The organism is Pseudomonas sp. 06C 126 (assembly GCF_001855215.1).
Taxonomy (GTDB): domain Bacteria; phylum Pseudomonadota; class Gammaproteobacteria; order Pseudomonadales; family Pseudomonadaceae; genus Aquipseudomonas; species Aquipseudomonas proteolytica.
This window is the reverse complement of record NZ_MIFU01000126.1, coordinates 1-12999: the sequence shown is the minus strand read 5'-3', so window position 1 is coordinate 12999 and position 12999 is coordinate 1. Positions and strand designations below refer to the sequence as shown.

The window sequence follows — 12999 nt, the reverse complement described above, 5'->3', positions numbered from 1 at the left end:
GGGCTTGTCGGTTGGATACACCACAAAATAAATGTGGGAGCTGGCTTGCCTGCGATGACGGTGTGTCAGCTGCCCGTGCATTGCCTGAACCACCGCCATCGCGGGCAAGCCCGCTCCCACATTATTTGATTGATGGGGCTGTGTTTTTGGTTATTAACAAATAGCTTCTTATTCCTTAACGAATATATGCCCCGTCCCTATACTGGTCAGCAACGTTAAACGCTGCAGGAGGGCACACCCATGCACAGCGAGTTGATCCGTTACCTGATCGTGCCGGGCTGGCAAGGATCGCCAGAAGATCATTGGCAAACCCATTGGCAGAACAGCCTGCCCAACAGCGCTCGCGTGGAGCAGGCCGACTGGCTGACCCCGCGCCGTGAAGACTGGGTGGCGGCCTTGGCCGAAGCCATTGCGGCCGACAGCACTCCGGTGATCCTTATCGCCCATAGCCTGGGTTGCATCACCGTGGCGCACTGGGCGGCCAGCGCGCCGTTGCAGTTCTTGCGTCAGGTGCGCGGTGCGTTGCTGGTGGCCCCGGCGGATGTCGAGCGCCCGGCGTGTGCGCCTGCCTTGCGCAACTTTGCGCCGATCCCCCGCGACCTGTTGCCGTTCCCCAGCCAGATCGTCAGCTCCGACAACGACAGCGCCGTCAGTGCCCCTCGCGCCCTGGAACTGGCGCGTAACTGGGGGGCTGAAGCCGGGATTCTCGCGGGGGCCGGGCATATCAACGTGAAGTCCGGCCACCAGCGTTGGGAGCAGGGTTTCGCCTATCTCTATCGCCTGCAAAACCGTCTGGAGCATCACTCCCGGCGCCGCGCCTAATACCTTTTCAACGCCCCGTCCCTTAAGTGGAATTGGGGCGGGAGCCTGCCATGAGCCTGCATGAAACCTTTGGCCAGCCACTGCTGACCTTCCCCGACGCCGAGAAAAGCCCCCTGAGCATCCGCGCCAAGGCACTGGTGTTTGTCGACCCCCGTTCAAGACAGCTGCGCGAAGACCTCGAAAGCCTGGCCCCGCGAGCCTTGCCCGTGTTGATTCGCGGCGAAACCGGCAGCGGCAAGGAATTGCTGGCGCGCCATATCCATCGCGGCAGTGACCGCAGCGGCCTGTTTGTGTCGGTCAACTGCGGCGCCATCAGCCCGACCTATGCCGATGCTGAATTGTTCGGCTATGCAGCCGGCAGCCACAGCGGCGCGGCCAGCAGCCGGGCTGGCTGGTTCGGCTCGGCCAACGGCGGCACCTTGTACCTCGATGAGATCGGCGACCTGCCGTTGCCGATCCAGGTCAAGCTGCTCGCCGCCCTGGAAAACCACGAAGTCACCCGTGTCGGCGCCCATCAGCCGAGCCCGGTGGACGTGCGCCTGGTCGCCGCTACCAGCATCGACCTGGCCCAGGCCGTGGCCGTGGGCAAGTTCAATGAGCGCCTGTTCCATTACCTCAGCGAAGGCCAACTGGAACTGCCGGCCCTGCGCGAGCGGGTGGGTGACATCCTGTCGTTGGCCGAGTACTTCCTGGGTATCTACAGCCAGCGCCTGGACCTGCCGGTGCCATTGATCAGCGAGGACGCGCAGCGGGTGCTGGAGCAGCACAGTTGGCCGGGCAATACCCGCGAGCTGGAGAACGTGATCCACTTTGCGCTGCTGGTCAGCAGCGGCGATGAGATCTTGCCGGAGCATTTGAACCTGCCGGTGGTGTCGGTGGCGCAGATTGAGCATCAGGTGCGACAGATCCTGAGCAACGGCAGCGAAATCGAGCGCGCAGCGTTGACGCGTCTGTTTGGGGGGTTGGGCTCTGTATGAGCAAAATGGAATATCAAAGTGAATAAAAGGTATTGTTCGGGAATAAAAAATATCGGTATTGTCCATCCCACGCCGCGATAGCACATCGCTGGCACCCCCATAAGAAGTGGTCGTCACCGACGCCCCGGATTTTCGATTAAGGACACTGCATGAAAAAGGTTCTGTTGTTCACCGCCCTGGCGGCTGCCCTGACTGCCGGTATCGCTCAAGCCAACGAAAAGCTGGTGGTCGCGGCCACTCCAGTGCCCCACGCCGAGATCCTTGAGCTGATCAAGCCGACCCTGGCCAAAGAAGGCGTGGACCTGGAAATCAAGGTCTTCACCGACTACGTGCAACCGAACGTGCAAGTGGCCGAGAAGCGCCTGGATGCCAACTACTTCCAGACCCTGCCGTACCTGGAAAACTTCAACAAGGGTAAAGGCACAAACCTGGTCACCGTCGTTGGCGTGCACGTTGAACCGTTTGGCGGCTACTCGAAAAAGATCAAGAAAATCGAAGACCTGAAAGATGGCGCCACTGTTGCCATTCCCAACGAAGGCTCCAACAGCGGCCGCGCCCTGTTGCTGCTGCAGAAGGCCGGTGTGATCACTCTCAAAGATCCGACCAATGCCCTGGCCACGCCAAAAGACATCGCCAGCAACCCGAAGAACCTGAAGTTCAAGGAACTGGAATCGGCCCTGCTGCCCCGCGTCCTCGACCAGGTTGACCTGGACTTGATCAACACCAACTACGCCCTGGAAGCCGGCCTGAACCCGGCCAAGGATGCGCTGATCATTGAATCGTCCGATTCGCCGTACGTGAACTTCCTGGTGGCCCGTCCAGACAACAAGGACAGCGTCGCGATCCAGAAACTGTCCAAGGCCCTGACCAGCCCGGAAGTCAAAGCCTTCATCGAGAAGAAATACAGCGGCGCGGTGGTCCCAGCGTTCTGATTGCCCAAACCCCCTTCAAGGTTTGAACGCCGACGGCTGATACAGCGTCGGCGTTTTTTATTGGGCAATGATGGCCAAAATTGTGGGAGCTGGGCTTGCCCGCGATGCAGGCACCTCGGTGTGTCATTGACACAGAGGTGATGCTATCGCGGGCAAGCCCGGCTCCCACACAAGCCCGCTCCCACATGGGTGGGTGTCATGCCTGTTAATCCCGGCTGTTGATCGCCCGGCGCAACGCCACCAACCACTTCACCAAGTCCTGCGGGTCGATCGGTTTGGTTTCGCTCATCTGTCATTCCCTCGCTGGTTAAATGGCCCTCAGTCTGGCCACGCGCTGCCCATCCCTGTCGTTCAGCGCTGAAAAAAAGACCCTTCCTACACGCCCAAGAACCTTAGCTGTCACCTGCCAACCCGGCGAATCCACCGGTTAGCTTTTTGGGTGATATCAATATGCTATTTCGGTATTTAAATTTTGGTTTTTATACCTTTAAAGTCAGCGCTTCCCGGCGTTACCCACGCTGGACCGGACTGCGTTTACGCCGCATTACCCCTGCGGCGCCCAGGACTTGAAATGACTTTTGACTACGCGTTTATCCTCAGCACCCTGCCGGCGTTTCTCAAGGCCGTTGGGGTGACTCTGCAAGTGGGCTTGATCGCCATCGGCACCTCGCTGCTGGTGGCGCTGATCAACTCAGCCTTGCTGGTGTTCCGCACGCCCTACCTGTCGCGCCTGGTGGCGTTGTATGTGGAGCTGGCGCGTAACACGCCGCTGCTGATCCAGCTGTTCTTCGTGTACTTCGCCTTGCCGGCCCTGGGTTTCAATATCTCCGGGTTCTGGGCGGCGATTATCACCATGACCTTTTTGGGCGGTGCCTACCTCACCGAAGTGCTGCGCGCCGGTGTGGAGGCGGTGCCGCTGGCGCAGATCGAGTCGGGCAAGTCCATCGGCCTGTCCGACTGGCAACTGCTGCGCCATGTGATCCTGCCCCAGGCCGGGATCCTCAGCCTGCCGGCGCTGTTCGCCAATTTCATTTTCCTGCTCAAGGAGACCACTGTGGTCTCGGCGGTGGCGGTGCCGGAGATTCTCTACACCACCAAAAGCTACATCGCCCTCTACTACAAGACTTACGAGATGCTCGCCGTGCTCACGCTGATCTGCGTGTTGTTGTTCTTGCCGCTGTCGCTGTTGCTCAGCCGCCTGGAAAGGAGGCTCCAGCATGGCCAGTTCGGGTCTTGAGTTGTTGTGGGTGTCGTTGCCGCAACTGGGCAAGGGCGCTGCGCAAACCCTGTCGATTTCGTTTTTGAGCATCGCCTTCAGCACCCTTGGCGGGGTGGCGTATGGGGTGCTGCGCACGTTGAATGTGCGTGCGATCAACCTGCTGCTGCGCATTTACCTGGAGTTGTTCCGCGCGATTCCGGTGCTGGTGTGGCTGTATCTGCTGTTCTTTGGCCTGCCGATTTTTACCGGCCTGAGCATCCCCAGTTTCTGGTGTGCAGTGCTGGTGCTGTCGCTGTGGGGCGCCAGTGAAGTGGGCGAAGTGGTGCGCGGCGCGTTGCATTCGCTGCCACGTGGGCAGCGGGAGGCGGGGCTGTCGATTGGTTTGTCGGCGCCGCAACTCTACGGCTATGTGCTGTTGCCCCAGGCGCTCAAACGCATGACGCCGCCGACCATCAACGTCTACACGCGGATCATCAAGACCAGCTCCCTGGCGGTGCTGATCGGCGTGGTGGATGTGATCAAGGTCGGCCAGCAAATCATCGAGCGCACTTATGAGTCGGTATTGATCTACGGCGCGCTGTTCCTGTTTTTCTTCTTTATCTGCTACCCGTTGTCGGCCGCCTCCAAGGTGCTGGAACGGCGCTGGGCCCAAGCATGAGCGCATTGATCGAGTTCCAGGGTTTCAATAAATTCTTCGGCGAACAGCAGGTGCTCAACGGCATCGACCTGAGTGTGCAAAGCGGCGAAGTGGTGGTAATCCTCGGCCCCAGTGGCTGCGGTAAAAGCACTTTGCTGCGGTGCCTGAACGGCCTGGAAGTGGCCCACAGCGGCAGCCTGCGGCTGGCCGGCAAAGAGCTGCTGGATAAACACACCGACTGGCGCCAGGTGCGCCAGGACGTGGGCATGGTGTTCCAGAGTTATCACCTGTTCCCCCATATGAGCGTGCTCGACAACATCCTGCTGGGCCCGCTGAAAGTGCAAAAACGCGAACCCCGCGAGGCCCGTCATCAGGCCGAAAAACTGCTGGAGCGGGTGGGGCTCGCCGACAAGCGCGATGCGTTTCCGCGCCAGTTGTCCGGTGGTCAGCAGCAACGCATCGCCATCGTCCGCTCGTTGTGCATGAACCCCCAGGTCATGCTGTTTGATGAGGTCACCGCCGCCCTTGACCCGGAAATGGTCAAGGAAGTGCTGGAGGTGATCCAGGACCTGGCGCGCGATGGCATGACCCTGCTGATCGTCACCCATGAAATGGCCTTCGCCCGCGCCGTCGCCGACCGCGTGGTGTTTATGGAGGCCGGCCGCATCCTCGAACACAACACCCCCGAGGCCTTCTTTACGAACCCGCAGACCGCACGCGCGCAGCAGTTCCTCGAGAAATTCTCGTTTGTTTCAACACTGCCCAAGAAAATCAAGGAACTGGAGCTGTCATGAAAACTGCCAAGTTGTTACTGCCGCTGCTCGGCCTCGCCTTACTGGCCGGCTGCAACAAAACCGAAGAACCGGCCAAACCCGCGGCTGCCGCGCCGGCGGCGGTGAGCTATATCGACAAGATCAAGGCCCGCGACAAGCTGATCGTCGGCGTATTTACCGATAAGCCGCCGTTTGGCTTTGTCGATGAAGCCGGGCGCTACGTGGGTTTTGATACCGACATCGGCCGCCAGTTTGCCAAGGACCTGCTGGGCGACGAAAACAAGGTCGAGTTCGTGGCCGTGGAGCCGGCCAGCCGCATCCCGTTCCTGCAGAGCGACAAGGTCGACCTGATCCTGGCCAACATGACCGTGACCCCCGAGCGCAAGGAAGCGGTGGAATTCACCAACCCCAACCTGAAAGTCGCGGTCCAGGCCCTGGTGCCTAACGACAGCGTGGTCAAAAGCCTCGACGACCTGGCGACCCGCACCACCATCGTCACCACTGGCACCACGGCTGATATCTGGCTGACCAAGAATCACCCGGATTGGAAACTGCTCAAGTTCGAGAAAAACTCCGAGTCGCTGCAAGCCCTGTCGGCTGGGCGTGGCGATGCCTATGCGCAAGACAACCTGGTGCTGTTCAGCTGGGCCAAGCAGAACCCGGGCTACCGTGTGCTTGAAGAGAAGCTGGGTGATGAAGCGCCGATTGCGCCGGCGGTGAAGAAGGGCAATATCGAACTGCGCGACTGGGTGAATGCCGAGTTGGCGAAGTTGGGTGAAGAGAAGTTCTTGCTCAAGCTGTATGACCAGTACGTGCGTAAAGAACTGAGCGATGACACCAAGCCTGAGAGTGTGATTGTTGAGGGGGGTAAGTGGCAGGGTTGATCCTGTACTGAATGCTCCACCGCTATCGCGGGCAAGCCCGCTCCCACAGGAGAATGCATTCCCAATGTGGGAGCGGGCTTGCCCGCGATGGCGGCAGTACAGGCGCCGCCTACTGAGGCCAATGCCAAGCCGGCTCATCCAACACCCGCTGCCCCACAATCTGTGTCTGTCCCATCACCTTCTCCAGCACAATCGAATTGCACCCCTCATCCTGCTGCAGCGCCGCGATCAAGCGGCTGGCATGGGACACCACCCACACCTGGCATTGCTTGGATGCCTGGATGATCAAGCGTGCCAAGGCTGGCAGCAGATCCGGGTGCAGGCTGGTTTCCGGCTCGTTGAGCACCATCATCGTTGGCGGGCGTGGCGTCAGCAGCGCGGCGATCAGCAGCAGGTAGCGCAAGGTGCCGTCCGAGAGCTCCGCCGCTGACAGTGGGCGCAGCAATCCTTCCTGATAGAACTCAATGGCGAAACGCCCACCCTGCAAGGGCGCGATATGCAAGCGCGCGCCAGGAAACGCATCACTCACCGCCTGTTGCAATGCTTGGGGATCGCCGATTTCGCGGATGGTCTGCAACGCTGCCGCCAGATCATGGCCGTCGTGATGCAGGACCGGTGTACGGGTGCCCAACTGCGGCTGGCGTACCGGTGCATTGGCGTCGCTGCGAAAGTGATCATAGAAGCGCCAGCCGCGAATGCTTTCACGCAGCATCAGCACCTCCGGCGAGCCGCGCAGGCTGCCGACCTGATCGAACAGGCTGTGGTAGTTGGGCGTGTGCTGGGCCAGCACATCCCAGGCCCGCCCGTCTCGGGCACGGACCATCGGCCCGGAGCGCTGCACCAGCAGGCTTGCGGGACGGTAGACATGGCCGGCCCAGATGCATTCTTTCTTGATCTCGGGGTCGAGGGAAAAACATGACGTACTGAGCTCTGGCAAACCCAGGGAGATCGCGTAGCTGAAATCGTCCCCGGCAAATCCCAGGCGCAACCGCTTGGCACCGTGGGGCACACTGGCTTGCACCGCGACTTCACCATTGAGCATGCGTCTGCTGATGCTTTCGGGGCCGGCCCAGAACGTCGAGTCCAGGCCACCTTCGCGGGCCAGCGCATTGATCACGCCGCCCTGGGCGGTTTCTGCCAATAGGCGCAAGGCGCGGTACAGGTTGGATTTGCCGCTGCCATTGGGGCCGGTGATCAGGTTCAGCCGATCCAGCGGTACCACCAATTTATTGATCGAGCGGTAATTGGCCACCGCTAAGGTTTTCAGCATCAGGGGCGTTCCCGGCCGGCATGGACTGCCATCTTACCCTGTGGGAGCCGGCTTGCCGGCGATCAGGCGACGCCGCGCAATTCCCATAGGCGAAGGTGGAACCCTGAACTAAGCTCACAGTCGCATACACACTGGCACGTCGGTATCACGCGAAAGGAGTCTGCATGGGCGGTCCCACCTCAACAGTTATTTGTAGCGTTGCCCTGCTGGTGCTGCTGAGCGGCTGCGGCCAGGAAAAACCTGAGCCCAAGGCCCATTCCAGGGTGTTTGTGCAAACGGTGCAGCCGACCGATTTTGCAGCGGCGGTGACCCTCACCGGGGATATCCAGGCGCGGGTGCAGACCGATTTGTCATTTCGCGTGGGCGGCAAGATTATCCAGCGCATGGTCGATGTCGGCGACCGCGTGACGGCCCGGCAAGTGCTGGCCAAGCTCGATCCCAAGGATTTGCAGACCAATGTCGATTCCGCCCAGGCCCAGGTGGTGGCGGAACAGGCACGGGTCAAACAGACGGCGGCGGCTTTTGTGCGCCAGGAAAAACTCCTGCCCAAGGGCTACACCAGCCGCAGTGAATACGATGCCGCCCAGGCTGCATTGCGCAGCAGTCAAAGCGCCCTGGCTGCCGCGCAGGCGCAGTTGGCCAATGCCCGCGAGCAGTTGGGCTATACGGCGTTGATCGCCGAAGCGCCGGGGGTGATTACCGCGCGCCAGGCCGAAGTGGGCCAGGTGGTGCAGGCCACCGTACCGATCTTCAGCCTGGCCCGCGATGGCGAGCGCGACGCGGTGTTCAACGTCTACGAGTCGCTGCTGGCCGAACCTGCGCCGGATGTACCGATCACCGTCAGCCTGTTGGATAACCCGAGCATCAAGGCCGTGGGCCGGGTGCGTGAAGTGACCCCGGCCGTTGCGGCCAACAGCGGCACCGTGCAGGTGAAGATCGCCCTGGATGCCTTGCCCACGGGCATGCAACTGGGCTCGGTGGTCAGTGCCACCGCCAACGGGCAAGCCAAGGCCAGCATCGAGCTGCCTTGGGCCGCGTTGACCAAGGATCTAAGCGAGCCCGCTGTGTGGCTGGTGGATGGCGACGGCAAGGCGCAACTGCACAAGGTCACCGTCGCCCGCTACCTGACCGGTAAGGTGATTATCGGCGATGGCCTCAAGGGCGGCGAAAACGTCGTGGTGGCCGGTGGGCAATTGCTGCATCCGGGCATGCTCGTGGAGATCGCCCAGGCGCCGGACCAGGCCCAGGCCCAGGGAGTGCAGCCATGAAACGCCTGACGCTGATCCTCGCCAGCAGCCTGTTGCTGATCGCCTGTTCCAAGGAAGAACCGGCGCCGGAACCGGTGCGCCCGGTGCTTTGGGTCGAGGTAAAAGCCGAAGACCAGGAGCACCTTGGGCGCTTCGCCGGCAGTATCCAGGCGCGCTATGAAAGCAACCTGGGCTTCCGGGTGCCGGGGCGCATTGCGCGGCGTGCGGTAGATGTGGGCGCCGAAGTCGACAAGGGCGCCCTGCTGGCGGTGCTCGACCCCACTGACCAGCAGAACCAGCTGCGCGCCGCCCAGGGCGACCTGGCGCGGATCCAGGCGCAATTTATCAATGCCCAGGCCAATGCCCGTCGCCAGCAGGAATTGTTCAACCGTGGTGTCGGCGCCCAGGCACAACTGGACGTTGCCCAGACCGACCTGAAAACCACCCAGGCCTCACTCGACCAGGCCAAGGCGGCGGTGGACCAGGCCAGGGATCAGCTCAACTACGCCGAGTTGCGCACCGACCATGGCGGCATCGTCACCGCTTGGAATGCCGAGGCCGGCCAAGTAGTGAGTGCCGGTCAGCAAGTGGTGACGCTGGCCCGTCCGGATATCAAGGAAGCGGTGATCGACCTGCCCGCCGGCCTCGCCGAGCGCTTGCCGAGCGATGTGGTGTTTTTGGTGGCCAGCCAGTTGGACCCCGGCATCAACACCACCGCCACCGTGCGCGAGATCGAGCCCCAGGCGCAGAGTGCAACCCGCACCCGGCGCGCACGCCTGACCCTGGCCCAGACGCCGCCGGCGTTCCGCTTGGGCACGGCGATCAGCGTGACCCTGAGCTCGGCCATCGCCCCGCGTATCGAGTTGCCCGCCAGCGCGGTGCAGGATGTCGAAGGCAAGTCCCGTATCTGGGTCATCGATACGCAGCAGCAGAGCGTGCAGCCCCGTGATGTAACCCTGGTCAGCCGCGATGCCAGCCGTGTCGTGCTTAACGGCGGAGTGCAGCCTGGGGAGCGTGTGGTCAGCGCCGGCGTCAACAGCCTCAAACCCGGACAAAAAGTCAAAACCGACGAGGACAGCCCGCGATGAAAGGGAGCTTCAACTTATCCGACTGGGCACTCAAGCATCAGTCCTTCGTCTGGTACCTGATGTTCGTCGCGCTGCTGATGGGCGTGTTTTCTTACATGAACCTGGGGCGCGAGGAAGATCCGTCCTTCACCATCAAGACCATGGTGATCCAGACCCGCTGGCCGGGCGCGACCCAGGAAGAAACCCTCAAGCAGGTCACCGACCGCATCGAGAAAAAGCTCGAAGAACTGGACTCGCTGGACTATGTGAAAAGCTACACCCGGCCCGGTGAGTCCACGGTTTTCGTGTTCCTCAAGGACACCACCAGCGCCAAGGCGATCCCCGAGATCTGGTACCAGGTGCGCAAGAAGATCGACGACATCCGCGGCACCTTCCCCCAGGGGTTGCAGGGGCCGTCGTTCAACGACGAGTTCGGTGACGTGTTTGGCTCGGTGTATGCCTTTACCGCCGACGGCATGTCGATGCGCCAGTTGCGCGATTACGTCGAGCAGGTGCGCGCCGAGATCCGGGCTGTGCCGGGGTTGGGCAAGGTCGAGATGATCGGCCAGCAGGACGAAGTGATTTACCTGAATTTTTCCACGCGCAAACTGGCCGCCCTGGGGATCGACCAGCGCCAGGTGGTGCAGAGCCTGCAATCGCAGAACGCGGTGACCCCGGCCGGGGTGATCGAGGCCGGGCCGGAGCGGATTTCGGTGCGTACCTCGGGGCAATTCGCCTCGGAAAAGGATCTGGCCGACGTCAATCTGCGGCTCAATGATCGTTTCTATCGGTTGGCGGATATCGCTGATATCAGCCGTGGCTATGTGGATCCGGCGCGGCCGATGTTTCGTTTCAACGGTCAGCAAGCCATCGGCCTGGCCATCGCCATGCAGAAGGGCGGCAACATCCAGGAATTTGGCAAGGCGCTGCACCAGCGCATGGACGAGCTGACGGCCGACCTGCCGGTGGGCATTGGCGTGCACAAGGTGTCGGACCAGGCAGAGGTGGTGGAGGAAGCGGTCGGCGGCTTCACCAGTGCGCTGTTCGAAGCGGTGATCATCGTGCTGGTGGTGAGCTTTATCAGCCTCGGCCTGCGTGCCGGGTTGGTGGTGGCATGCTCGATCCCGCTGGTGCTGGCGCTGGTGTTTGTGTTTATGGAGTACAGCGGCATCACCATGCAGCGGGTGTCACTGGGCGCGTTGATCATCGCCCTTGGTTTGCTGGTAGACGACGCGATGATCACCGTGGAAATGATGATCACCCGCCTGGAAAAAGGCGAGACCCTGGAGCAGGCTGCGACCTACGCCTACACCTCCACCGCGTTCCCGATGCTCACCGGCACCCTGGTGACCGTGGCCGGGTTTGTGCCTATTGGCCTCAACGCCAGCTCGGCCGGCGAATACACCTTCACCCTGTTTGCGGTGATTGCGGTGGCGATGCTGGTGTCGTGGGTGGTGGCCGTGTTGTTTGCGCCGGTGATTGGCGTGCATATCCTCAGCAGCAAGGTCAAACCGCACAATGAAGAGCCGGGGCGCATTGGCCGGGCCTTCAATGGCGGCATGTTGTGGGCCATGCGCAATCGCTGGTGGGCGATCGGCCTCACGGTGCTGCTGTTCGTGGCGTCGGTGTTTTCCATGCAGTTTGTGCAGAACCAGTTTTTCCCGTCGTCCGATCGCCCGGAAATCCTCGTCGACCTCAACCTGCCGCAAAATGCCTCGATCAATGAAACCCGCAAGGCGGTGGACCGGCTTGAAGCGATCATCAAGGACGACCCGGACATCGCACGCTGGAGCACCTACATCGGCCAGGGTGCGATCCGTTTCTACCTGCCCCTGGACCAGCAACTGGAGAACCCGTACTACGCGCAGTTGGTGATCGTCAGCAAAGGCCTGGAAGAGCGCGGCGCGTTGATCGAGCGCCTGCAAAAACGTTTGCGTGATGACTTCGTGGGCGTCGGCAGTTTTGTCCAACCCCTGGAAATGGGCCCGCCGGTCGGGCGCCCGATCCAGTACCGGGTATCGGGCAAGGACATCGACCAGGTGCGCAAACACGCCATCGAACTGGCGACACTGCTGGATAAAAACAGCCACCTGGGCGAGATCATCTACGACTGGAACGAGCCGGGCAAAGTGCTGCGGGTCGATATCGCCCAGGACAAGGCGCGCCAGCTCGGGCTGTCGTCCGAAGATGTGGCGCAGTTGATGAACAGCGTGGTCAGCGGCTCGGCCGTGACCCAGGTGCACGACGATATCTACTTGATCAACGTGGTCGGCCGCGCCGAAGACGCCGAACGCGGTACCCCGGAAACCTTGCAGAACCTGCAGATTGTCACGCCGAGCGGTACCTCGATCCCGCTGTTGGCCTTTGCCACCGTGCGCTACGAGTTGGAGCAGCCGCTGGTGTGGCGGCGCGATCGCAAGCCAACCATCACCATCAAGGCCGCCGTGCGCGACGAGATGCAGCCGACCGACCTGGTCAAGCAGCTCAAGCCTGAAATCGACAAGTTCAGCGCCGCGTTGCCGGTGGGCTACAAGGTCGCAACCGGCGGTACCGTGGAAGAAAGCGGCAAGGCCCAGGGCCCGATTGCCAGCGTGGTGCCGTTGATGCTGTTCTTGATGGCGACCTTCCTGATGATCCAGTTGCACAGCGTGCAGAAAATGTTCCTGGTGGCCAGTGTGGCCCCGCTGGGCTTGATCGGCGTGGTGCTGGCGCTGATTCCCACCGGCACGCCCATGGGCTTTGTGGCGATCCTGGGGATCCTGGCGCTGATCGGCATCATCATCCGCAACTCGGTGATCCTGGTGACCCAGATCGACGCCTATGAGCGTGATGGCTACACGCCGTGGGACGCGGTGGTGCAAGCCACCGAACACCGGCGTCGGCCGATCCTGCTGACGGCGGCGGCGGCCAGCCTGGGCATGATCCCCATCGCGCGGGAGGTGTTCTGGGGGCCGATGGCTTACGCGATGATCGGCGGCATCATCATCGCGACCTTGCTGACGTTGCTGTTTTTGCCGGCGCTGTATGTGGCCTGGTACAAAATCCGCGAGCCCAAGACCGCGCCGTAACTCAAACTGTGGCGAGGGGGCTTGTCCCGGTACAAACCGGGGACATCGTTTACATTTCTAACCGGGGACATGGTTTACAGGTTAATACGCATGGTCAGGAGGT

The 12999-nt window shown here is 61.6% G+C and carries 11 protein-coding genes; 10 read left to right on the top strand and 1 reads right to left on the bottom strand.

What is annotated here, in order from left to right:
- Positions 1–240: 240 nt before the first annotated feature.
- The 7 genes from BHC62_RS24050 (at position 241) to BHC62_RS24020 (ending at position 6244) form a co-directional block, all read left to right on the top strand.
- A complete protein-coding gene (locus BHC62_RS24050) occupies positions 241–822 on the top strand; it encodes an alpha/beta hydrolase (RefSeq protein WP_029299524.1) in 582 nt (193 codons plus the stop codon).
- A 50-nt stretch (positions 823–872) separates the two neighbouring features.
- Complete coding sequence (locus BHC62_RS24045; protein WP_070996401.1) at positions 873–1799, top strand: sigma 54-interacting transcriptional regulator; 927 nt, start codon at positions 873–875, stop codon at positions 1797–1799.
- Between the two features lie 149 nt (positions 1800–1948).
- Positions 1949–2731, top strand: a complete 783-nt coding sequence (locus BHC62_RS24040) for a MetQ/NlpA family ABC transporter substrate-binding protein (protein WP_029299526.1) — start codon at positions 1949–1951, stop codon at positions 2729–2731.
- A 571-nt stretch (positions 2732–3302) separates the two neighbouring features.
- Positions 3303–3968, top strand: coding sequence for an amino acid ABC transporter permease (locus tag BHC62_RS24035; protein ID WP_029299527.1), 666 nt, complete (start codon positions 3303–3305; stop codon positions 3966–3968).
- The gene (locus tag BHC62_RS24030) at positions 3949–4608 is read left to right on the top strand and encodes an amino acid ABC transporter permease (protein ID WP_029299529.1); all 660 of its coding nucleotides are present in this window, start codon (positions 3949–3951) and stop codon (positions 4606–4608) included. The genes BHC62_RS24035 and BHC62_RS24030 overlap by 20 nt, the downstream gene beginning before the upstream one ends.
- A complete protein-coding gene (locus BHC62_RS24025; RefSeq protein WP_029299531.1) occupies positions 4605–5381 on the top strand; it encodes an amino acid ABC transporter ATP-binding protein in 777 nt (258 codons plus the stop codon). Before BHC62_RS24030 ends, BHC62_RS24025 begins: the two co-directional genes overlap by 4 nt.
- Positions 5378–6244 carry a transporter substrate-binding domain-containing protein gene (locus BHC62_RS24020; protein ID WP_029299533.1) on the top strand — a complete coding sequence of 289 codons (867 nt, stop codon included), beginning with the start codon at positions 5378–5380 and terminating at the stop codon, positions 6242–6244. The genes BHC62_RS24025 and BHC62_RS24020 overlap by 4 nt, the downstream gene beginning before the upstream one ends.
- A 109-nt stretch (positions 6245–6353) precedes the next feature.
- Here BHC62_RS24020 and BHC62_RS24015 read toward each other — a convergent pair whose 3' ends face one another.
- A complete protein-coding gene (locus tag BHC62_RS24015) occupies positions 6354–7514 on the bottom strand; it encodes an AAA family ATPase (RefSeq protein WP_070996400.1) in 1161 nt (386 codons plus the stop codon).
- 164 nt (positions 7515–7678) lie between these two features.
- On the opposite strand from BHC62_RS24015, the gene BHC62_RS24010 reads away from it, so the two are divergent.
- From BHC62_RS24010 to BHC62_RS24000, 3 genes are read left to right on the top strand one after another with little or no spacing between them, the layout of a single operon-like run.
- On the top strand, positions 7679–8782 hold the full coding sequence (locus BHC62_RS24010; protein WP_070996399.1) for an efflux RND transporter periplasmic adaptor subunit: 1104 nt from the start codon (positions 7679–7681) through the stop codon (positions 8780–8782).
- On the top strand, positions 8779–9849 hold the full coding sequence (locus BHC62_RS24005) for an efflux RND transporter periplasmic adaptor subunit (protein WP_070996398.1): 1071 nt from the start codon (positions 8779–8781) through the stop codon (positions 9847–9849). Before BHC62_RS24010 ends, BHC62_RS24005 begins: the two co-directional genes overlap by 4 nt.
- Positions 9846–12896 carry an efflux RND transporter permease subunit gene (locus BHC62_RS24000; protein WP_029299540.1) on the top strand — a complete coding sequence of 1017 codons (3051 nt, stop codon included), beginning with the start codon at positions 9846–9848 and terminating at the stop codon, positions 12894–12896. Before BHC62_RS24005 ends, BHC62_RS24000 begins: the two co-directional genes overlap by 4 nt.
- Positions 12897–12999: the final 103 nt, after the last annotated feature.

Bases quoted from the DNA above. Each gene is read 5' to 3' on its own strand.
- BHC62_RS24050 (WP_029299524.1), top strand. From the start codon at position 241: ATGCACAGCGAGTTGATCCGTTACCTGATCGTGCCGGGCTGGCAAGGA.
- BHC62_RS24045 (WP_070996401.1), top strand. From the start codon at position 873: ATGAGCCTGCATGAAACCTTTGGCCAGCCACTGCTGACCTTCCCCGAC.
- BHC62_RS24040 (WP_029299526.1), top strand. From the start codon at position 1,949: ATGAAAAAGGTTCTGTTGTTCACCGCCCTGGCGGCTGCCCTGACTGCC.
- BHC62_RS24035 (WP_029299527.1), top strand. From the start codon at position 3,303: ATGACTTTTGACTACGCGTTTATCCTCAGCACCCTGCCGGCGTTTCTC.
- BHC62_RS24030 (WP_029299529.1), top strand. From the start codon at position 3,949: ATGGCCAGTTCGGGTCTTGAGTTGTTGTGGGTGTCGTTGCCGCAACTG.
- BHC62_RS24025 (WP_029299531.1), top strand. From the start codon at position 4,605: ATGAGCGCATTGATCGAGTTCCAGGGTTTCAATAAATTCTTCGGCGAA.
- BHC62_RS24020 (WP_029299533.1), top strand. From the start codon at position 5,378: ATGAAAACTGCCAAGTTGTTACTGCCGCTGCTCGGCCTCGCCTTACTG.
- BHC62_RS24015 (WP_070996400.1), bottom strand. From the start codon at position 7,514: ATGCTGAAAACCTTAGCGGTGGCCAATTACCGCTCGATCAATAAATTG.
- BHC62_RS24010 (WP_070996399.1), top strand. From the start codon at position 7,679: ATGGGCGGTCCCACCTCAACAGTTATTTGTAGCGTTGCCCTGCTGGTG.
- BHC62_RS24005 (WP_070996398.1), top strand. From the start codon at position 8,779: ATGAAACGCCTGACGCTGATCCTCGCCAGCAGCCTGTTGCTGATCGCC.
- BHC62_RS24000 (WP_029299540.1), top strand. From the start codon at position 9,846: ATGAAAGGGAGCTTCAACTTATCCGACTGGGCACTCAAGCATCAGTCC.